This window comes from Paenibacillus aestuarii, assembly GCF_027789125.1.
Lineage (GTDB): Bacteria > Bacillota > Bacilli > Paenibacillales > NBRC-103111 > Paenibacillus_E > Paenibacillus_E aestuarii.
Genome location: NZ_JAQFVF010000026.1, coordinates 120843 through 143205 on the forward strand (window position 1 = coordinate 120843; position 22363 = coordinate 143205).

The window sequence follows — 22363 nt, forward strand, 5'->3', positions numbered from 1 at the left end:
GGGAAGGTTGTGTCATCGTGTTTTCACGGGAAGATATCATATCGATTCGACTGGCCGTCATTTTTTTTGTCGTGCCTATTTTAGCTATTGGGTCGCTTTATTTGTTCAGGTAATCCTATGGATGGAGTGACCATACAACACGGAGTCTGCCCTTGCAAGCCTTGGGCAGATTTTTGATTTTAAAGATCTTTTACACAATGGCTTAAGTGGGCAGCATGGATATTTTTCTATTGCAGGATAAGCGGATATTCATTATAGTCCAAGATAAGCAAATTGCAGGGTAATTCATGGAGTCAGATATGTGAGCATCCAGCGGAGGTACGAGATGAAAGCGCCCATAGGATTTAGCAAATTAAGCTTAAGAGTACGGCTTACCTTATCGTATATTGCATTGATTGCCGTTTCGATGATTGTGCTTGGTGTAGGTTATTATGTGAAGAGCTCGCAAGTTGTTCTGGAGAATGCAAGCGGTACGTTTCTCAGTTTGGTGAAAAGCAGTGACCAGTCGCTGGAGGCTAAGTTTGCAAGCGTCGAGCAAAGTGCGATCAATATGCATCTGGACGAGGACTTATATGACTTATTTAACACAACCGACTTGCAGAAGCGCTATTTGGATTATGAAACGGATCGGAAAATCACGAGGATTTTGCAAAAGTATTTCCCGACATCGGAAGATGTGTATTCGGTAAATTTGGCAACGAAAGATTATACGTTTGGGGGCAACCCGTTCTTCTGGATCCCTAAGAAAGATTTCTCCGCTTCGGACATTTACCATATCGGATTACAGGCGAATGAACAGACCTTATGGATTCCAACCTACAATTTGTTGGAGAAGTACTTTGCCTCAACAGCGGTCCCCAGCAGCAAAGATCAGTTCGTCTTCACGGCGACTCGGCTTATTAATTTCTCCCGTGTCACTAATAATCTATTGAAGCCTATGGACAAGGACGCAGAACGGCCGATTCTACTAGTTAACTTTAAAGAATCGATGATCAGCAGGGTTTTCAGAGAAAGCCTGGTCGTGAAGGATTCGTATTATTACGTTTTTACGAATGATTTGAAGGTCATATCGACTTCGAAACATGGAGCGGCACCGCCCTTCGATGAAGCGTGGATTCAGAGCATATTGAAACAGCCAAGCGGAACGCAGGTCATCCGTGTGCAAGGTAAAAAAATGGTTGTCTGTTATGACCAGATTCCCACAACAGGCTGGATTTCGGCTGTATTCATCCCTTACGACAATTTATTGCAAACCGTCCCTAACATGGTGAGCTACACGGTATACTCCACAATTCTGATTCTTGTCCTGTCCATTTTATTGGCTTCTTTATTCTCGAGCCGGATAACAATGCCGCTTAAGAAGTTGATGTGGGGGATTAAACAAATCGGCGAGGGGAATTTTCACACCAGGATTGAGTCGCAGGGCACGAGTGAAGTCAATCTGATTATTCATAAGTTCAATCAAATGAATGATAAAATTCAGACTTTGATCGAGCAAAATTATGAGACTAGTCTCAAAGAAATGGAAGCGGAGCTTAAGGCATTGAATTTTCAATTCAATCCGCATTTTCTATATAACACGCTCAACATTATTAATTATCTGGCGATTGAGAACAAACAGAAGGTCATCAGTACAATGCTTGTCGAACTGTCGGAGATGCTGGAGTATACGGCGAAGAAGTCGGGCGAAGTCGCCTTTGGCGAAGATGTAAATTACCTTAAAAGCTATGATTATATCATGAAGCAGCGATTTGAAAATAAGTTTCATATTGAGTATCAACTGGATCCTGAGTTATATCGATACACGGTCCCTAAATTTTTTCTACAGCCCTTCATTGAAAATGCAATTATTCACGGCCTGGAAGATAGGGAGGAAGGCGGATGGGTTCGGGTATCGGGGCGGATTGAAGGGGAGTTGAGAATCTTTTTAATTGAAGATAACGGAAAGGGTATGGAAGCATCCGTCATATCCCGCGTACTGGCAGCTGCGGAAGATCCAGGGACGATGACGAAGTCGATTGGAATTGAGAATGTACATAAACGGGTGAAGCTGATCTATGGTCAGCCGTACGGTGTGACGATTGAATCCAAACTGCTTGCAGGTACGAAAATTACGATCACCTTGCCCTTGTCCGCTTAGTATTTGCCTCTAGCGGAGGCACTCATCATCGAGCGCTCTCCATAGAGGCATTTCTCATTTTCATTGGAATGAAAGGGTTTTCGAAGCAAATGTCCACTATTTCACGTTTTTTAGAGTAGGATCAGCTTGCTCGTCACGCTATGATGAAAGCGTAAACAAGAAATCGTTTCTGGAGGGGTATAGATGAACAAGAAAATGACAATGACAGTGACGGGATTGGTAGCTATCTCTATGCTGTGTGGTTGCTCGACCGGCGGGTCCAACGTTTCAAGTGCAGGGGCTGCCGGTGACAATAGCCAGTCCGCTCAGAAAGAAGTGGAGATTTCTTACTGGAGACCGCAAGCCAGCGGGCCGGAAGATGATTTCTACGTAAGACGAGTGGAGGAGTTTAATAAGGCTTACCAAGGAAAAATCAAGCTGAAGATGGAGACGATTACCCGTGGGAACTCTTTTGCTTATGAAGATAAGATCAATGCAGCTGTAGCTTCTCATACACTGCCGGATGTAGTATCTATGGACGGACCGAATGTCGCCAACTACGCAGCATCCGATATTATTATCCCGTTGGATCCGTATTATACAAAAGATGACTTGAACGACTTCGTGCCTTCGATTATTCAGCAGGGTACTTTTAAAGGAAAGTTTTACGCAGCGGGGCTGTCCGAATCCTCCGTAGTCTTGTTCTACAACAAGAAGATTATGAAGCAGTACGGCATTGAGCCTCCAACGAAAATGGAAAACGCATGGACATGGGATCAGTGGTATGACGTGATGAAAAAGACAGCACAGAACGATGTCTTCGGCACGAACATGATCAATGACAAAGGCGAATGGATGACTTATGCGTTCGAGCAGCTGTGGATCTCCGGCGGAAGCGATATCGTTAATAAAGAAGGGACAACAGCCCAAGGATGGGTGAACAGCGATAAAGGCATGGAAGCAGCCAAATTCCTGCAAAAGCTGGCTAACGAGAAGCTGTTCAACATCGATCCGAAGCCAACCGAGTTCGAAGAGGGCAAGGCGGCGACGAAACTGGGCGGACCGTGGAACATCCCCGGCTTTAAGAACTATCCGGATTTGGAATGGGGTATCACGTATTTTCCAAGAAGTGCAAGCGGCAGCTTAAGCTCGCCATCGGGCAGTTGGGCCATCGGCGTATCGACGGATAGCAAGCATCCGATGGAAGCAGCCGAGGTTGTCAAGTGGATGACGAATAAGGATAGCTCTGCGCAGCTTGCGAAAGCGAACAGCATGCCTGCCAGCCGAAAATCGGCATATGACAGCTTGCCAGAGTATAATGATCTGCCGATGAGAGTTATCAAAGAGCAGGTGACCACGGTATCTCATGCTAGACCGGTGACGCCTGCCTATCCGGTGCTAACGCAAAAATTTGCCGAGGCGCTGACTGACATTATGATGGGGGCCGATGTGAAGAAGTCGCTGGATGGCGTTGCGTCGTCTTACGATGATGAATTTAAGCGTAATTTTAAAAATGAATAGATAGCGAACAGGAAGGAAACGGCGGCATGGGGGACTTCGGAAAAAGCCGGGACTCCGTGCCGCTTGCCCGCATGCAGGTTCATGAACGTTAAGGTTGGATATATAGAAAGGAGGGGTGATGAAGCATGCAGAGCTTAAGCACACAAGTTCAAATGGAGACAAACAAGAACGCCAAGATCGCATCGATTGGTTATCAAAAGCGCCGGGAATCGATAATGGGATACGCCTTCATTTTACCGGCGGTATTCCTGCTCCTCTTCTTCCTGCTGCTGCCTTTTCTGCTTGCCGTCGTGTTCGGCTTTACGAAGTTTAACTTGCTGCGGCCGGATCAGATTAAATTTATCGGCCTGGATAATTACATCATCCTGTTCAAGGATAAACTTTTTTATAAATCACTTTATAATACGTTGTATTTCACGGTCATTGTCGTTCCCGTACAGTCAGCGGTAGCCCTCATGCTTGCCTTGCTGGTTAACAACCAATTGAAGCTGAGGAATGTGTTTCGGATCGCCTACTTCAGTCCGGTGATTACTTCCATGACAGTCATCGCCATTCTGTGGATTTCCCTATACAATCCCAACGAGGGCTTGATCAATTCCGCGCTGCATGTACTCGGCATTCCGAAGCAACCCTTCCTGCGAAGCGCGGATCAGGCGATGAATTCTATTATCTTCATGTCTGTTTGGCAGGCTGCAGGATATCAAATGATGATTTTTTTGGCTGGACTGCAGAGCATTCCTAAAGATTTGTATGAGGCCTCTGCGATCGATGGGGCTAACCGAATTCAGCAGCTTCGTTATATAACGCTGCCGAGCCTATACAATGTCACTGTGTTCGTACTCACGATTACAACGATTCAAGCTGTAAAGCTGTTTACCCAGCCATACGTGATGACGAACGGCGGACCGGAGAACTCGACGAGAACGCTGGCGCTGCTGATTTACCAGCAAGGCTTTCAATTCAGAAATGCGGGGTATGCTTCGGCTGTGTCCGTAATCTTCTTTCTGATTGTAGTCGTGATTTCATTTTCCATGAAAAAATGGTTAAAAGACAGATGATAGGAAGGTGAAATTTCTGTGCCTGACCGTAAGCTTAATGTATTCCTCTATGTGTCTAACAGCATCATGACAGTGCTTTTCATCATCCCGCTGCTGTGGATGGTCGTGTCCTCACTCAAACCGGAGAATCAAATTTTTTCCGATTTGGGCTCGATCACATCCTTGCTTCCTACACAGATTACCTTCGAAAATTATGTCAAAGCATTCCAGCGGATTCCGATGATGAAATATTTATTTAACAGCTTGTTCTACGTTTCTGTGATCGGGATAAGCGGGCTTGGCGTGAATTCGATATGCGGGTACGCGCTTGCCAAGCTTCATTTCAAAGGTAAGCATCTCATACTCACGTGCATCATCGCACTGATGATCGTACCGTTTGAAAGCATTGTAATGCCGCTTTATTTTATCGTTAACAGCTTAAGTTGGGTCAATACGTGGCTCGCGCTCATTGTTCCATTTATCGCCAATTGCTTCAGCATATTCATGTTCCGCCAGTTCTTCATGGACATACCGAACGAGCTGTTGGAATCGGCGGCGATGGACGGATCATCACCGATCCGGACGTTTCTGAGCATCGTCGTACCTTTGTCCGGCCCTGTGTTTACAACGGTATTCATTCTTGATTTCATTTCTCATTGGGGCGACTTTATGTGGCCGATTCTAGTCACGACAGGTGAATCTTTAAGGAACATTCAGCTTGGCATTCAAACCTTTTTCACGCTGCCGCCGGTCTACTATGGACAAATCATGGCGACGCTGACATTTACGACCTTGCCGATCGTACTGATCTTTTTGTTATTGCAAAAATACTATGTGCAGGGTATAACGAGTACAGGAATAAAAGGCTAATCAATTGAAAGTCGAGGGGAATAGTATGATTAATGATCCGTACAGACCGCAGTTTCATTTTACACCGCAGCAGCAGTGGATGAACGATCCTAACGGACTTGTCTACTTCCAGGGCGAGTACCATCTGTTCTATCAATACCACCCTTATGGGATTACGTGGGGACCTATGCATTGGGGGCACGCGATTAGCAAGGATCTAATCAATTGGGATCATGCTCCGATTGCGCTGGCGCCGGATGAGCACGGACAGATTTTCTCCGGCAGCGCAGTCGTGGATGAGAAGGATACGTCCGGTTTCTTCGGTGGAGGGGCCGGAATAGTCGCCATCTTCACGCATCACAGCCAGGATCCGGAAAGCGGTGCAGTCCGTGAGTGTCAAAGCTTAGCCTACAGTTCAGATTCCGGCAGAACCTGGACCAAATATAGCGGCAATCCGGTGCTCGCCGACTCGCGCTTTCCAGATTTCCGCGATCCGAAGGTGTTCTGGCATAAGATGACCCAGCAATGGGTGATGATTCTGGCTGCCGGTCAGACCGTACGCCTGTACACCTCTCCCAATTTGCGGGAATGGGCGTTTGCCAGCGAGTTTGGCGAGGGAGAAGGCGCGCATATCGGCGTATGGGAGTGCCCGGATTTATTCGAGCTTCCGGTGGACGGCGACCCGGCTTATACCAAATGGGTCATGCTAGTTAGCATCGGCAATGATCCGGCTTATCCGGAAGGCTCACGGACGCAATATTTTATCGGTCAATTCGATGGTACGGTGTTTAAAAACGAAGCGGCACCTGAGCATATTCAATGGCTTGATGCAGGGAGAGACAACTATGCGGGGGTCACCTGGTCGGGCATTCCGGATGAAGACGGGCGCCGCATTTACATGGGCTGGATGAGTAACTGGAAGTATGCGCAGGTTACGCCGACCGTAGGCTGGCGCAGTGCGATGACCTTGCCGAGAACACTTGCGTTGAAGAGCCATAATCATGTTCTAAGATTGGTTCAGCAGCCTGTTCAAGAATTGAATGCTTTGCAGACGAATACTTTCCAGTGGGATTCTATCCAAGTAAATCCAGGAACCAACCCGCTGTCCATGCTAGCTTTAACCTGCTTCAAGCTGGAAGCGGTATTTGAACTGGGGACGGCCGAGGAGTTTGGTTTCAAAGTCCGGGCTTCGGAGGCAGGCGAGACTTTGATCGGGTATCGACCAGGGACCAAAGAGCTTTTCATCGACCGTTCCTGCTCGGGCGATACAGGCTTCCATGTGGACTTTCCTGGCAGACATACGGTGCAGGTGGAGGCGGAGGACGGGCGCCTATACATACAGATTTGGGTAGACCATTCTTCAGTTGAAGTGTTTGCCGGTGAAGGTGAAGCGGTTCTAACGGATTTGGTGTTTCCGCAGGAAACCCAGCAGGGGATGGGCATTTATGCCTTGGAGGGAAGCGTTCAATTGGTATCGCTTCAAGTATCTCCTCTGCAAAGAGTGGTAAGCGCACAAGTCTAAATGTCAGGAGGCTCTCATGTTAAACATTCTGGTCGTGGATGATGAAGTGATACAACGAAGAGTACTAGCCAGCATAATCAGGGAGGCTAGACCAGGCTGCCATGTACGTGAAGCCAAGAACGGTCACGATGCCCTTGAAGTCATCCATACCACGAATATCGATATCGTCTTTACCGATATTAAGATGCCCGTTCTGGATGGTCTCGAATTTATCGAAAAGTTGAACGATTCAGGTCAGGCTATCAAAGTGATCATCCTTAGCGGCTATCGTTATTTTGAATATGCACAAAAAGCGGTTCAGCTAGGAGCTTTTGATTATTTGCTCAAGCCCATTAAAGAGGATAGCATTTGTGAAATTTTGGATAAAGTGGAGAGCAGTATTCGGAAAGAAAGAGAAAGCTTGCTCGAAACGCAACAAATCAAAAAGCAGCTCGACAGAACGCTCACGGCTTATTATGAGGGTCTGCTCCTAGACTGGATTGCCGGAACAATAACAGAAGCCCAACGAGAGGAGATTTGCCGGCAGTTTGCTCTCGGGCGTAGAGGTATTGTCGTAACTGCCAAACTTCAGGACGCAGGTCAACTGATCGATGCGCTGGAAAGTGAAAACCGTGTGAAGAGCGCTTTGCTAAGGAGCATGGAGGCGCAGGCGGCCCATTTCGGTCCCTCCGTCTCTTTTTATTCCCGTGAGGATAAGCAACTGCTGATTTCGGTCATCTCCTTGTCTGACAATCAGGCAGGGGAACTCGCTAAGTTTACACAGCTGCTTGAGCAGTTCGCCGAGCAAGCTGGCCGGCAGTTCGGATGGCGGTTAACGATTGGCGTTGGAGCGGGATGCGACAACATTGCTTATGAGGTGAGCCGTTCCTTTGATGAGGCGTTGACGGCGATATCATTCCGATATTTTCTACCGGATCACAGGGTGATCCAGTTTACGGAAATTAGCACATTTAACCGTACGATCCCTTATGTTTATTGGAGAGAAGAAGAACAGTTTCGGGAAATCATTCGCAAAAATAAAAGTGAGTACCTCGGCGGACAAGCGGAGGAATTTTTTGCAAAGCTCGTGGCGGAAGGGCTGCCGCATCCGGATTCATGCAGCAAGACTGTGCTGCGCATGATATCGGCCATTGCTACGGTGATGAAGGATTTCGTCACGGAACAGCAGCATCTGGATCTCTTGATTGAGACGGAAGCCAAATTGTCGGCAAGTGTAGATTATTTCGATTGCAAAAAAAAGTTTCTCGACACGCTTTACTGCTGGATCGGCATGATTCAGAAGAGCCGTTCGCGGAAACACGAGTCGGTCGTGGAAACTTGCATCCAATATATTGATGAGCATTATATGGAGGATTTGTCTTTAGATACGGTGGCTGCTCATTTCTTTTTTAGCCCGAATTACTTGGGTGTGATGCTCAAAAATCACTTGGGCGTCACTTTCAGTAAATATTTATCGGATGTTAGGATTAAGAAAGGGATCGAGCTTTTGCAGAACAGCGATAAAAAAGTATATGAGGTGGCTTCCCAAGTTGGCTTCAAGGATGATAAATATTTTTATCGGGTCTTTAAAAGCAAGTTTGGTATGACCCCGGACGAATATCGGCGGCATAAGCATGTGATCCATATGACCAGCGATTAACATCGTCAACACAAGAATGAGGAGGAACCGTTATGAGATCCGTTTATACGATCGGGGAAGCCCTGATCGACTTTATTCCGGCTGAAACTGGCATCCCGCTCAAGCAAGTGAGCGGGTTCGGCAAAGCGGCCGGTGGGGCTCCGGCCAATGTAGCCTGCACGGTTGCGAAACTGGGAGGACGCAGTTTCTTTATCGGCAAGCTGGGGGAAGATGCTTTTGGCGACTTCCTGGTTGAGACGATGGAGCAGTCAGGCGTCGACACACGCTATGTATTCCGAACGCTGGAGGCGAATACGGCTCTGGCTTTTGTCAGTTTGCAGGCTGACGGCAGCCGTGATTTCTCCTTCTATCGCAAGCCTAGCGCGGATATGCTGCTGAATGAGACGGATATCGGTGCATGCGAATTCGGGCTGGGCGACGTGCTGCATTTTGGCTCCGTCGATCTCATTGAAGCGCCGGTAAAATATGCGCATCTACGCGCTATTGAAGCGGTAAAGCGCAGTGGCGGCTTTATCAGCTTTGATCCGAATGTTAGGCTTCCGCTCTGGAAGAGCGCCGAAGAGTGCCGCCAAACGATCCAGGCGTTCATCCCATACAGCCATATGGTTAAAATCAGTGATGAAGAGTTGGCGTTCATTACGGGGATCGAAGATGAGGCGGCGGCGATCTCCTCGCTTTTCATTGGAAGTGTAAAGCATGTACTGCTTACGCGAGGTGCACAAGGTGCCACATGGTTCACATTGGGGGGGACACGTAAGGTCTCTGATCTTGGCTGTGCGGTGAAAGCCGTAGACACAACAGGCGCAGGAGATTCCTTTATCGGTGCCGTGCTGTTCCAGTTGAGTGTTGATGCAGCAGATCCACACAGCTTCACTGACGAGCAGATGCGGCGGATGCTCCGATTCGCCAATGCGGCGGCAGCATTGACGACCACCCGTTATGGGGCGATTCCTTCGCTACCAGCGCATGCGGAAGTACTCTCTTTTATGAACACCTATGAAGCAAGTAAGGTTGGAACGGATTAAAGAAGCCAGCGGTCTGGTATTATCCCCTTCAAGTAGACACTCAAAAAAACCTTCATGTTATCATGGAGGCTCGAGTGCCACTTGGAGGGGATTTTTTTTATGGCTAAAAAAGGACAAACATTTCAAACGTACACAGAAGAATTCAAATTAAAGGCGGTTAAAGCGTATGTAGAGGGTTCTGCGAGTTACAAGGTGGTAGCTCAGCGAGAAAGGATTCGCAACTGTTCTCAACTGAAGGTTGGGTGAAGAAATGGCAAAACGGAGAGTCTTTCGATGTGCGTAAAAGTGAGCCAGGGCTTCCAATACACGTCTCAGGCGTACAACACACGATTAGAGGCATTCGGCGTTAAAGGCAGCCACTCTCGCAAAGCAACCTGCCTGGATAACGCGTGCATCGAATCCTTCTTTTCGCATCTCAAAACAGAGAAGTTGTACCTCAACCAGTTTAAATCAGGAAAGGCAATTCGGCAAGCCGTGGAAGAATATATATACGAATACAACTACCACCGTTTTCAAGCCAAATTAAAACAACGCGTACCGATAGAGTACCGGTGCGCGTTGGCAGCTTAGCTTTTTTCATCTGTCTACTTGACAGGGGTATAACCAGTCAGCTGGCTTTTTTCTGTTCGGCCACACAACTTGCAGCACAACTTGCGCAACAAGAATAAGCGCCGTGAGAGGATTAGGCAATCATTTGGCACGAATGGGATAACGGTGGATTTAGCTGGAGGTGCATAATAAAGAGGTGAAAATGATAAGGAAATAGCTTCCGGTAGAAAGTGAGGAACGATTAAGTGGAATATGTGAGACTCGGAAATACAGGGATTGACGTATCCCGGATTTGTCTGGGCTGTATGGGGTTTGGTGACTCGAAAGCATGGATCCATCCATGGGTGCTAGATGAAGAGCGCAGCCGGCCGATCATTAAAAAAGCGCTTGAACTCGGCATCAATTTTTTTGATACGGCAAATGTTTATTCTGGTGGGGTAAGTGAAGAAATTGTCGGGCGGGCTCTTAGGGATTATGCCAATCGAGATGAAATTGTTCTGGCAACAAAGGTGCATGGCCGCATGCATCAGGGGCCGAACGGTTCCGGCCTTTCCCGTAAGGCGATTATGAGTGAAATTGATCAAAGCTTGAAGCGATTGGGAACCGATTATGTGGATTTGTACCAAATTCACCGCTGGGATTATCACACGCCAATCGAAGAGACGATGGAAGCGCTTCATGATGTGGTGAAGGCCGGAAAGGCCAGATACATCGGTGCTTCCGCCATGTTCGCCTGGCAGTTTCTGAAGGCGCTGCATGTTGCGGAGCAGCATGGCTGGACCCGCTTTGTATCGATGCAGAATCATCTCAACCTCATTTACCGTGAAGAGGAAAGAGAGATGATGCCGCTTTGCCTAGATGAGAAAATCGGTGTCATTCCATACAGTCCGCTTGCGGGCGGCAGGTTGACGCGAGATTGGTCAGAAAGATCACATCGTTCCGAATCCGATCAAACGGCCAAAAGGAAATATGATGCGACCGCACATACAGACAGATTCATCGTCGAACGAGTGGCGTCCATTGCGGAAAAACATGGCGTCTCCCGCGCTCAAATCTCGCTTGCCTGGTTGCTGCAGAAAGCGCCCGTGACGGCCCCGATTGTCGGAGCGACGAAAGAGTCTCACCTGGAGGAAGCCGTGGCTGCACTTTCGGTCATCCTGACACCTGAAGAAATTGCGATGCTGGAGGAGCCTTACGTTCCTCATCCTGTGGTTGGTCCGCAGTGATATAGGCTCTGCAGCTCTCGCGTCACTGTCACTTTCTTAAAACTTATTTTTCCTACTTGTATAATCGGATTAATTCAGGTATGATATGAGAAATCATACAGACAGCCAATTGGTCAACCAAAGGCTCCCAAATTCAAGGACACCGTATTCGCATTGCGTGCGGCCGTTCTTGCTTCGGGAGCTTTTTCTAATTTTACGAGATAGGGTGGTATCGTTATGGGCAATGCGCATCGTCAACTTCATTTGAACTTGTTTGTTTCCCCGCTCGGGCATCACGAGGCCGCATGGCGGCATCCGCAGACGAATCCGGAGCATCTGCTGGATTTCGCTTTCTATCAGCGCCTGGCGGCCAAAGCGGAAGCGGCCAAGCTGGATTCGCTGTTCTTCGCGGATCGGCTGGCGACCACGCCGAATGCGGCGCGCTATGGAGCGATCGGCGGCTACGAGCCGCTGACGCTACTGTCGGCGCTCGCCGTCGTCACCAAGCGAATCGGCCTGATCGCGACCTTGTCCACGAGCTTCAACGAGCCGTTCAATCTGGCTCGGCGGTTTGCCTCGCTTGACCACCTCAGCGGGGGCCGCGCCGGTTGGAATATCATCACGTCAGGGACGGATGCGGAAGCGCAAAATTTCAATTATGAGCAAATCCCTGAACATGCTGCGCGCTATGAGCGGGCCAGGGAATTTCTGGAGGTAACGACAAAGCTGTGGGACAGCTGGGAAGACGATGCGCTGGTCAGAGACAAGGAAGCCGGCATTTATGCCGACAGCGCCAAGGTTCACGAGTTTCATCATAAAGGGGAGCATTTTGCCGTGAAGGGGCCGCTGAACATCTCCCGCGGGCCGCAGGGGCGGCCGCTGCTTGTCCAGGCCGGTTCTTCGCAGAACGGCAGGCAGTTCGCTGCCGCGTATGCGGAAGCGATTTTCACCGCGCAGCAAACTTTTGAAGAAGCGGAATCTTTCTATCGCGATATGAAGCAGCGGGCAGTTCAGCTGCAGCGGCTGCCGGAACACGTTGTCATTTTGCCGGGCATATGCCCGATCATCGGCCGCACCGAGGCGGAAGCCAGAGAGAAGGAAGCGAAGCTCGTGGAGCTCTCCAACCCGGCTTACAGCTTGATGATGCTGTCCAATCGGATCGGCTTTGATCTGACCGGTTGCCCGCTGGATGGCCCGCTGCCGCAGCTGCCGGAGCAAGAAGTGCGTGGGCACCAGAGCCGCACGCATTTGATCGTCGAGCTGGCGCAGCGAGAGAATCTGACATTGCGGCAGCTGCTGCAGCGGCTGGCTGGGGGACGCGGCCACCAGACGATCACAGGCACGCCGCAGCAAATCGCCGATGTGATGGAGCACTGGTTCAAGAACGGGGCAGCGGATGGCTTCAACATTATGCCGCAGCTGATGAACGGAGGACTGGAGGACTTCCTCGATCTCGTCGTGCCCGAGCTGCAGCGCAGAGGGTTGTTCCGGACGGAGTACACGGGTACGACGCTGCGTGAGCATTACGGGCTACCGCACCCGGGCAACCGGTTTGCCGCACAGCCGGCTTCGGCAGAACTTTATGAAACAAACAGGAGGGCTATACGATGAAAAAGATTAAGGGAGTCATGGTAACAACAGCACTTATTTTAGGATTAGGGATTATCGCGGGCTGCGGGTCTGTTCCGTCATCTGCTCCTGCTTCCAAAGAGGCAAGCGCACAGGGAGCTGGCAAAACCAATGATGCCAACAAAAATCAAGTGGTCGTCAATATCGGAATCCAACAAAGCATTTGGCCGATCTTGGCGGCGAAAGAAAAAGGTTGGTTTGAGGAAGAATTCAGTAAAGTTGGCGCTAAGGTAAACTGGGTAGAGTTTCAGAGCGGGCCGGCTTATTTTGAATCGCTTGCCTCTGACCGGCTTGATTTTGGCCGTGTGGGGAATATTCCTGTGCTCGCCGGACAGGCGGCCGATGTGAAGTTCAAGGAGATATCCACAGCGAGTCTCGGTGAAAAAGGAGATGTCATCCTGGTTCCCAAAGACAGTCCGATTAAGTCGCTCCAGGACTTGAAAGGCAAACAAATCGCCGTAGCCAAGGCCAGCAGCTCTTACGGCTTGCTGTACAAAGCGCTGGAATTTGCCGGCCTCAAACCTGACGATGTGAAAATTATCCAGCTCCAGCCTGACGAAGCGCAGCCGGCTTTTGAGACCGGCAAAGTCGACGCCTGGGCCATCTGGGAGCCGTTCCAATCCGTTCAAGTGTTGAAAAACGGCGCTAGAGTGCTCACAGACGGAAGCTCGATCAAGTCCTACACGCCAGGGTTCCAAATCGTTCGCAGCAAATTTGCAGAAGAGCACCCGGATCTTGTAGTCTTATATTTGAAGGTCACGGAAAAAGCGACAAAGTGGCAAAACGAACATACGGATGAAGCGATTGATTTGTACTCGAATTTGAAAAAGCAGGATAAGGAGACGATGCGCCGCGTGTTGGCCAACTCTACGCCAGCCAATGTACCGATTACGCCGGAGGTCATTCAAACGCAGCAAAATACCGCAGACTTGTTGAATTCGGTAGGCGGGTTGAAGGGGAAAATCGATGCTTCCAAAGTGGTGGATAACAGCTTTATCGAGAAGGCGCTGCAAGAATTAAAAGCAGAGAACAAATAATGAGCCGATCTTATTCAATGTAAAGGATAGTGATTTCTGATGTCTTTTAGCTTCCTGTCTCAACTGCATTGTCCCAAATGTCATGAAACCTACAATCCGGATGTGATACAACAACTATGCACCTGCGGTTCTCCTTTATTGGTCGATTACGACTTGGCGAGCTTGAAAACGCAGCTGAAGCCTGCAGATCTGGTCGGCAGGCCTTCGAACCTATGGCGGTATCATGAGCTGCTCCCTGTAAAATCGCCGGAACACGTCGTGTCCCTGGGTGAAGGGATGACGCCGCTGCTGCCGATGAGTCGTCTAGGCAAAGATATGGGGATCGAGCATCTATGGATGAAGGACGAAGGGATCATTCCTACGGGCAGCTTCAAAGCGCGCGGCGCGGCTGTCGGCGTTTCGAAGGCCAAGGAACTCGGCGTCGAGGAGCTGGCGATGCCGACGAACGGCAATGCTGGCGCCGCTTGGTCTTTGTATGCGGCGCGAGCCGGCATTCGCGCATCGATCGTGATGCCGGTAGGAGCGCCGCTCATTACTAGGAACGAATGCGCCGTCTCCGGAGCCAATTTGAACCTGGTGAACGGACTTATCAGCGATGCCGGGAAAATCGTCGGCCATGCGGTAAAAGCGTTTGACCTGTTCGATGCCTCCACGCTGAAAGAACCTTACCGGATCGAAGGGAAGAAGACGATGGGGCTGGAGATCGCGGAGCAGCTGGATTGGAAGCTGCCTGACGTCATCCTGTATCCGACCGGCGGAGGCGTTGGCCTCATTGGCATCTATAAAGCGCTGCGGGAGCTCGCCGAGCTTGGCTGGATCGAGGACAAGCTGCCGCGTCTCGTTGCTGTTCAGGCGGCAGGCTGCGCGCCGATTGTCAAAGCGTGGGAGGAAGGGAAAACGGACTCGGAGTTCTGGGCCGATTCCACAACGGTTGCCTTCGGCATTAACGTGCCGAAAGCGCTCGGGGATTTTCTCGTGCTGGAAGCGATCTACAAGACGGACGGCTGCGCCATTGCGATTGAAGATGATGAGCTGCTTGAGGAGCAGAAGAAGATTGCCAGCATGGAAGGCGCATTCGTCTGTCCGGAGGGAGCGGCGACGTTCTCGGCTGCGCGCAAGCTCAGGGCAAGCGGCTGGATCAAGGACGGGGAGACCGTCGTCGCACTGAACACGGGCAGCGGCATCAAATATCCGGAAACCGTGAAGGTCGAAGTGCCGATCTTGGATCCTCAGGATACACTGCAAAGAGGTTAATCTGATATATCGCGTCGCTCTGTTCGCAGAGGGACGCTTTTCTTTTATTGAGATGCAACATTATTGATCATCATCTCGTTAGAAGAATTGCAAGATCAAGTACACAAGCCTAGAGGAGCGAATATGATGAAAAATTTCTATAGAAAATCTGCCATTTATCCCATGCTGGTTGCAAGTGTACTTATGTTCACCGCATGTTCTGCAAATGAAAAGCCGACTGCAAGCGCTGCTGCGCCTACGGCCAGCGCATCGCCAAGTGTTGCGCCGAGTCCAACCGCTTCACCAAGTCCGTCTGCTGCACCCAACACTACATCAAGCAGCCCGGCTGCGACTTCTAAGCCAGCAACGACTACCGGCAGCACAGCGTCCAAACCGTCTCCAGCAGCTTCGTCTTCCGTGAATGCGCAAATCAAAGACATGCTTGAACTGGCGAAATCAGGGAAAGTATCGGGCATTCCGTTTGCTGCCAAAACCGGCCACAGCGATGAGGTAGCCCAAGCATGGGGCAAAGCGGAAAACAAGGATGCAATAGGCAGTGACATTTATGAAACATTTGCTAAGAAAAATGCCGTCATCGGTTATAACAAGGGCAGTCAAATTATCGATGTTCGTTCCACCGATCCGAAGCTTCACACGATCACGCTGAGTCAAATCGAGCAGGCGTTAGGGAAGCCGACGGATACCAAAGTGAACGGCGATGACACGATTTATATATACAAAGCATCGGATGTTTTTCAACTCAAATTTATTATTCCCAAATCGACTGGAAAAGTAGATCATATTTCTGTTTTTGATGCCAAGGATGCGGTTAACAATATGGCAGGCTAATAAGAAAAAGCAATGAAAGGGATTAACGCCCTTTCATTGCTTTTTTATTTTTCTTAAAGCGATGAATTGTTTCCATTGAAAATATATAAAACAGCCAAGACAGAATCCGCAAAGCGCGAGGATCACAGCGACAGTAAGCATGCCTAGGCTGACGTAAGAGATAATATGGAGGTTGAAAGCATGCGCGACCAACGTCACAACGAGAAAAAGGATCGCCAATAAGTTGTTAAAGCGCAGCAGCTCACGGCTTTCTGTTTGCTCACTAACAGGAAAAATGGGGGCAAACAAACGGACAAATAAATTATATTTGATTCCAAATTGCCGGCTAACGAGTTGCACGATCAAGGGAAGAACGAGAATCCACAGCTGCTGGGTGAGGACGCTGGCGATGATGCTCAGCAGGATGCCGAATTGATTGCCGCGCACACGCTGCAAGGGAACTTCGTCTACACAATCATAATTGAGCGGGATAGTTGGATGAGTCATATTGGCCTCCATTCGGTTCATTCATCTTATTTAACTTATTATACATTAATTCCGACAATTCCGATATACTTAAATATTTTTTGTAACATGTATTGACGAGTTAATTCTTGGATGCTAATATGAGATAAATTTCCGAGTAATTACATTGGATATAAGGGGATAAAGGAGAGAGAATCAGAATGAACAAATGGGTTTTGAGTGTACTTTCATTGACGCTTGCAGGGGGATTGCTTGCAGGTTGCGGCAAGACGGAAACCGCGTCAAGCGGAGCGGCGGCATCGGCGCCCGCGGCTTCCACAGGAAGCGGGTCCACATCGCTGGCTGGTAAGAAGATTGCGCTGGTGACCCAGCTCAATATCGGCACCTTTTCCGCGCAGTACATAGACGGCGTCAAAGAGCAAACGGAGAAGCTCGGCGGCAAGCTAACGGTTTTCAATTCCGAGAATGATCTGGCGAAAATGTCTTCCAACCTGGATGCGGCCATTAACCAGAAGTTTGACGGTATTCTGATTGATCACGGCACAGCGGAAGCGTTGGAGTCCGGCGTGAAGAAAGCGGTCGATAAGAAAATTCCGGTCATTGCTTTCGATGCGACCTTACAAGTGCCGGGCGTTACGAACCTCGAACAAGGCGATCAAAAGATGGCTCAACAAACCTTGGAGCAATTGGGCAAAGACGCAGGCGGCAAAGGCAATATCGTGAAAATCTGGGTAGCCGGATTCGCGCCGATGGAGCGCCGTCAAATTGCGTACAAGTCGTTCATGGATACAAATAAGGATTTGAAAGAAATCGCGGCGTTCGGCGCAGCGACAAACAATACAGCGCTGGATACGCAAGCGCAAATGGAAGCGATCTTGAAGAAATATCCGAACAAAGGCGATATTACCGCTGTCTGGGCTTCCTGGGATGAGTTCGCAAAGGGAGCGGCACGCGCCATTCAGCAGGCAGGACGTACAGAAATTAAAGTGTACGGCATTGATATGAGCGATGAGGATTTACAGATGATTCAAGATCCGAAGAGCCCATGGGTCGCATCTGCAGCCGTAGATCCAAAAGATATCGGACGCATTCAAGTGCGTTACCTGTACCAAAAATTGCACGGCGATCAAACGCAGGATACGGTCGTGCTGGATCCGGTTTATGTATCGCGTGATGCGCTTCCGAAAGATAAGCAGGTGACAACAGACCAACTCGCACAGTTTGTGAAAGGCTGGGGAGGCAGTGAGCAGGGGTATACGGATTGGCTGAAGGATCTTGAGAAGCAGGCTAAAAAGTAAACATGCTGTTCGAAATCCCATCGCACTTCGCGATGGGATTTTGATTTACGAGGCAGCGTCATGAATAAGGAGGGGAAGCAAGATGACGGCTACGAACGGCCAGTTGGAATTGGCGATGCGCGGTATCGTGAAAAGTTTCGCAGGCATCCCCGCGCTGCGGAATGTAGATTTCAGCGTGTTCGGCGGCGAAATCCATGCGCTTCTGGGAGCGAATGGGGCCGGCAAGAGCACGCTGATGAAAATTTGCTCCGGCGCCTATACGGCTGATGCCGGAGAAATTGTGATGAATGGTGTGCCGCTAAGGTTCCGCACACCGCTGGACGCGATGAATCACGGCATCGCTTGTGTCTATCAAGAGGTTGATACAGTACTCGTACCGGAATTAACCGTAACGGAGAATGTCATGTTAGACCATATCGTGCGCAGCCGTGGTTTTGGCACTGTGCGTTGGTCGTTGCTGCACCGGGAAGCGGAGCGCATTTTGGCGGCGATCGGGGCGAATGACATCGCGGTGCGCAGCAAGGCAGAAGAGCTGACCATCGCTCAGAAGCAGCTGGTCTTAATTGCCAAAGCCGTGGCGCAGCAGGCGAAGGTCATTATTTTCGACGAGCCGACGGCTCCGCTTAGTTTGGAGGAAGCTGGAAGGCTGTTCGCAGTTATGCGCGGGCTGCGGGATGACGGGGTCGCCTGTATTTTCATTTCGCACCGGTTAGACGAAGTGTTCGCCTTGTGTGACCGGATCACGGTGATGCGGGATGGCGAGCGTGTGGAGACGATCGCAACAGGGGCGACGAATCCGAAGTCCATCATCGAGACGATGATCGGCAAACCATTCGAGGAAGAGTTTCCGAAGCTGCAGACGACGATCGGCGAGACGCTGCTGGAGGTGCGCAACTTAAGTCGCGGGACGAAGGTGCGCGACGTGAACTTCACAGTACGCCGCAGTGAGATTGTGGCCGTCGTCGGTCTCGTCGGAGCGGGGAAGACCGAGTTATCCCGGCTGCTTGCGGGCGCGGATGTGGCGGATCGCGGCGAAGTGCTGCTGAATGGCCGCCGCCTCCGCTTGGCGCAACCGCACGATGCCATTCGCGCCGGCATCGTGCTGGTGCCTGAGGAGCGGCGGGCGCAGGGCGTCCTTGTGGAGGAATCGGTGAAGACCAACTTGTCGCTGCCGAGCCTGCGCGAGCTGAGTTCACCGCTTGGCTTCATCAAGGCGGTCGCCGAGCGCCGGCATGCTGAACGGGCCGTTAATGGGCTGGGCATCGTCACGCAAAGCCTGGACCAGCCTGTGAAGCTGCTGAGCGGCGGCAACCAGCAAAAGGTGGCTGTCGGCAAGTGGCTGCCGACGGATGCGGACGTGTATTTGTTCGACGAACCGACCAAAGGCGTCGATGTCGGGGCGAAGAGCGATATGTTTCGTTTGATCGGCGAGCTGGCCGTTCAAGGCAAAGGAATTGTTTATTTTTCTTGTGAACTTGCCGAAGTGCTGGGGATTGCCGATCGGATTCTCGTCATGAGCTACGGATCGATCGTGAAGGAACTGTCTCGGGAAGAAGCAACGCAGGATCAAATCTTATTTTATGCGAGCGCAGGGGAGGCAGTACAAGTTGAACTTGAATAACCGTCATTCATGGCTAGATTTTTCCTTTAAATATGGTGCATTGCTCATTATTGCGCTCGTTATTGTTGTATTTTCCGCTGTCAATTCAGCGTTTTTTTCCTACGATAATATTGCTGATATTTTGCGCGCGATCTCCATTACGATGTTCGTCGCCATTGGCGTCACGCTTTCCCAGATTGTGGATGGCTTTGACTTGTCCGTAGGTTCTACGGTGTCGTTGACTACCGTCGTTGCGGCGACATTGATGGTCTGGTTCAACCAGCCACTCATTGTCGTGATTATCGTGCCGCTCGTGATCGGCGTCGTGATTGGACTGATTAACGCTTTTTTAATCGTTCGCGTCCGTATTCCCGATCTGTTAGCCACACTTGCCGTCATGTATGTGATTGCGGGTATTCATAAAACGTATACAAAAGGCTACTCCATCTACAATAATATGCCAATGACGGATGGAACGAAGGCGCCGGGGAAATTCTCGCCCGACTTCCTGTGGATCGGACAAGGCAAGCTGTTCGGAGTGCCCGTTCCAGTGCTGCTCATGATCGTTGCCGTGGCACTCGTACATCTATTTTTGACTTATACCCGTTGGGGGCGCCAGCTGTATATTACCGGAGGCAACCGGGAAGCGGCACGGCTTGCCGGTATTTCAGTGAACCGCATCCGCCTGGTCGCCTACGTGCTTTCCGGCCTGTTCGCAGCTATTGGCGGCATCTTGTACGCAGCGCGTATCGGTTCCGGGCAAGTAGATGCTGGCGCAGGTCTCTTGATGGATTCCGTCGCTGCCGTGTTTGTCGGCTACTCTGTGTTCGGCGCGGGCAAGCCCAATGTCATCGGTACGTTCTTCGGCGCTTTGCTGATCGGCGTGCTCATCAATGGGCTGACGATGCTGAATTTGCCTTACTTTGCCTTCGACATTGTGAAGGGTGCAGTGCTCGTTCTGGCTTTGGCGGTGACATTTGTGCATCTCAACCGGCGCAAGAAGAATGGTTGATAGGTATTTGCCGCTTGAAAAAGTAACTGCCTCCGGCAGACATAACCAGTCACGCAACAGTTGCGTGACTGGTTCTTGTTTATTCATGAGGAATTGATTTTGTTAATTCTTAGATAGATTTATTCTATATGAAAATTGGTTGACGTTCCCAGATAAGGGTGCTATAGTTCTCTACAAGCAATTCGCACTAAACAAATAGGAATATAATGATTTGAAAATGTCGACTGGTTAACTAGAGACAAGAACTTACACTGCAGGATGTTGGTGCAGTGAGGCTCTTGTTTTTTTTATGTAGAAAGGGATGAAATGAATGATCTATAACAAGGTGGTGCTGGAGCCAGCTTATCGTCAAGCACAGGCTTATCTGCTTGAGCCGATGATCGCCATTCATAAAGCGCACCTGATTATGCTTCATCAGCAGGGTTTGATTGATAAGGCTGATGCGGGCTTTATCGCCAGTGCGCTGCTCGACTTGAATCTCGACCGGTTTCTCAACAGCACGTACACAGGCGAATTCGAAGATTTATTCTTCGAAATGGAGCATGAGCTTCTGTCCGCTGCCGGTGACACGGCTGGAAACCTGCACATCGGGCGCAGCCGCAACGATATGGGGATTGCCTTATACCGGATGGTGCTGCGCGACAAAATCCTGGAAGTTATCGAGTCCGCTTTGATTCTGCATAAAGCGTTATTGGCTTTTGCTGCAGAGCATGTAGACACGATATATATCGCGCTAACTCACACGCAACAGGCGCAGCCGACCACCATAGCCCACTACATATCTGCAGCGGCTTACATTCTGGAAAGAGATATCAAGCGGTTTAAGAACGCTTATGATACCTGCAATGTGAGCAGTCTTGGTGCAGCTGCGTTGACGACCTCGGGCTATCCGCTTGACCGGGAGCTCGTCGCCGAGCTGCTTGGCTTCGCCGGTCTCATCGAAAATTCCTACGATGCCGTCAGCGCAGCGGACTATGCGGGAGAGGCTGCTGCTGCGTCACAGCTTGCATCTGCGAATGCGGGCAGATTCGTACAAGATTTGCTTCAGTGGTGTACGCAAGAATTCGGCGTTCTTCGTCTGGCGGACGATTTCGTCCAAATCAGTTCAATTATGCCGCAAAAGCGGAATCCGGTTGGACTAGAGCATGCCCGATCCCTACTGTCATCATGTATTGGCAATGCTCAAACCGTATTCACGTTGCTGCATAATACACCTTACGGCGACATCGTGGATACAGAGGACGACATGCAGCCCTATATCTGGAAAAGTCTCGAAACGCTATCGTCTGTTTACCGCTTGCTGGCCGCCATTATTTCTACGGCGTCGGTTGACCGCGTGACGGTCTACCGCCGAGCTAAGAACAGTTTTGCCACCGTAACCGAGCTTGCGGATACGTTGGTGCGGATAGAAGGGCTGTCTTTTCGCAAGGCCCATGAGATCGTTGGCGAAGTCGTCGGTTATGTCGCTAAGGAAGGGCACTCTGTGCGAGGAGTGACTTTGCAGGCGTTAAACGATGCATCTGTCAAAGCAGTCGGCCGTAAGCTTCGCCTAACCGAGATGCAGCTGCAGCGTGCACTGGACCCTGAACACTTTGTGCGGATTCGTTCACTTCGTGGCGGGCCAAGTTCCCAAGAAGTTATGCGGGCGCTTAAGGAGCAGGCGTTGAACAGACAAGGATTTGAAGAGTGGCATGATGAAAAGCTAGGCGCTATTCGCAGCACCGTGCTTCAGCTTGATCATATTTTGGTCTCCTACCTGCCGGTAGTGTAGCCA

At 50.1% G+C, this 22363-nt stretch carries 19 protein-coding genes; 17 read left to right on the top strand and 2 right to left on the bottom strand.

Translation table 11 applies throughout. The features are described 5' to 3' along the window. The first annotated feature begins 325 nt into the window (after window positions 1-325). From O9139_RS11925 to O9139_RS11980, 12 genes are all read left to right on the top strand, one after another. On the top strand, window positions 326-2140 hold the full coding sequence (locus O9139_RS11925) for a cache domain-containing sensor histidine kinase (RefSeq protein WP_270879697.1): 1815 nt from the start codon (window positions 326-328) through the stop codon (window positions 2138-2140). 183 nt (window positions 2141-2323) lie between these two features. Beyond that, window positions 2324-3640, top strand: coding sequence for an extracellular solute-binding protein (locus tag O9139_RS11930; RefSeq protein ID WP_270879698.1), 1317 nt, complete (start codon window positions 2324-2326; stop codon window positions 3638-3640). A gap of 125 nt (window positions 3641-3765) precedes the next feature. After that, complete coding sequence (locus tag O9139_RS11935) at window positions 3766-4698, top strand: carbohydrate ABC transporter permease (protein ID WP_270879699.1); 933 nt, start codon at window positions 3766-3768, stop codon at window positions 4696-4698. An 18-nt stretch (window positions 4699-4716) separates the two neighbouring features. Further along, a complete protein-coding gene (locus O9139_RS11940; protein ID WP_270879700.1) occupies window positions 4717-5547 on the top strand; it encodes a carbohydrate ABC transporter permease in 831 nt (276 codons plus the stop codon). A 25-nt stretch (window positions 5548-5572) separates the two neighbouring features. Then, window positions 5573-7048 carry a glycoside hydrolase family 32 protein gene (locus tag O9139_RS11945; protein ID WP_270879701.1) on the top strand — a complete coding sequence of 492 codons (1476 nt, stop codon included), beginning with the start codon at window positions 5573-5575 and terminating at the stop codon, window positions 7046-7048. Window positions 7049-7064: 16 nt separating this feature from the next. After that, the gene (locus O9139_RS11950; protein WP_270879702.1) at window positions 7065-8687 is read left to right on the top strand and encodes a response regulator; all 1623 of its coding nucleotides are present in this window, start codon (window positions 7065-7067) and stop codon (window positions 8685-8687) included. Window positions 8688-8719: 32 nt separating this feature from the next. Beyond that, window positions 8720-9712 (top strand): carbohydrate kinase family protein, encoded by a 993-nt coding sequence (locus O9139_RS11955; protein ID WP_270879703.1) that lies wholly within the window; start codon window positions 8720-8722, stop codon window positions 9710-9712. 273 nt (window positions 9713-9985) lie between these two features. Continuing rightward, entirely contained in the window at window positions 9986-10282 is a 297-nt protein-coding gene (locus tag O9139_RS11960) for a transposase (RefSeq protein ID WP_377524963.1), read from the top strand. A gap of 224 nt (window positions 10283-10506) precedes the next feature. After that, window positions 10507-11487 (top strand): aldo/keto reductase, encoded by a 981-nt coding sequence (locus O9139_RS11965; protein ID WP_270879704.1) that lies wholly within the window; start codon window positions 10507-10509, stop codon window positions 11485-11487. 216 nt (window positions 11488-11703) lie between these two features. Continuing rightward, window positions 11704-13077, top strand: a complete 1374-nt coding sequence (locus O9139_RS11970; protein WP_270879705.1) for an LLM class flavin-dependent oxidoreductase — start codon at window positions 11704-11706, stop codon at window positions 13075-13077. Further along, window positions 13074-14132: an aliphatic sulfonate ABC transporter substrate-binding protein gene (locus O9139_RS11975; protein WP_270879706.1), complete on the top strand. Its 1059-nt coding sequence runs from the start codon at window positions 13074-13076 to the stop codon at window positions 14130-14132. Before O9139_RS11970 ends, O9139_RS11975 begins: the two co-directional genes overlap by 4 nt. A gap of 39 nt (window positions 14133-14171) precedes the next feature. Then, window positions 14172-15386 (top strand): threonine synthase, encoded by a 1215-nt coding sequence (locus O9139_RS11980; RefSeq protein ID WP_270879707.1) that lies wholly within the window; start codon window positions 14172-14174, stop codon window positions 15384-15386. Between the two features lie 155 nt (window positions 15387-15541). Here O9139_RS11980 and O9139_RS11985 read toward each other — a convergent pair whose 3' ends face one another. Continuing rightward, entirely contained in the window at window positions 15542-15805 is a 264-nt protein-coding gene (locus O9139_RS11985; protein ID WP_270879708.1) for a hypothetical protein, read from the bottom strand. Between O9139_RS11985 and O9139_RS11990 the strand changes: the two genes are divergently transcribed. Beyond that, entirely contained in the window at window positions 15783-16214 is a 432-nt protein-coding gene (locus O9139_RS11990) for a YjgB family protein (RefSeq protein WP_270879709.1), read from the top strand. The two genes, O9139_RS11985 and O9139_RS11990, sit on opposite strands and share 23 nt — an antisense overlap. A 33-nt stretch (window positions 16215-16247) precedes the next feature. Here the strand turns inward: O9139_RS11990 and O9139_RS11995 are convergent, their stop codons facing one another. Further along, window positions 16248-16700, bottom strand: coding sequence for a DUF4395 domain-containing protein (locus tag O9139_RS11995; RefSeq protein WP_270879710.1), 453 nt, complete (start codon window positions 16698-16700; stop codon window positions 16248-16250). Between the two features lie 179 nt (window positions 16701-16879). Between O9139_RS11995 and O9139_RS12000 the strand changes: the two genes are divergently transcribed. The 4 genes from O9139_RS12000 (at window position 16880) to argH (ending at window position 22360) form a co-directional block, all read left to right on the top strand. Further along, window positions 16880-17977, top strand: a complete 1098-nt coding sequence (locus tag O9139_RS12000) for a sugar ABC transporter substrate-binding protein (protein WP_270879711.1) — start codon at window positions 16880-16882, stop codon at window positions 17975-17977. A gap of 82 nt (window positions 17978-18059) precedes the next feature. Beyond that, window positions 18060-19598, top strand: coding sequence for a sugar ABC transporter ATP-binding protein (locus tag O9139_RS12005; RefSeq protein WP_270879712.1), 1539 nt, complete (start codon window positions 18060-18062; stop codon window positions 19596-19598). Next, on the top strand, window positions 19591-20589 hold the full coding sequence (locus O9139_RS12010) for an ABC transporter permease (RefSeq protein ID WP_270879814.1): 999 nt from the start codon (window positions 19591-19593) through the stop codon (window positions 20587-20589). The genes O9139_RS12005 and O9139_RS12010 overlap by 8 nt, the downstream gene beginning before the upstream one ends. A gap of 310 nt (window positions 20590-20899) precedes the next feature. Then, complete coding sequence (gene argH, locus O9139_RS12015; RefSeq protein ID WP_270879713.1) at window positions 20900-22360, top strand: argininosuccinate lyase; 1461 nt, start codon at window positions 20900-20902, stop codon at window positions 22358-22360. The last annotated feature ends 3 nt before the right edge of the window (window positions 22361-22363 follow it).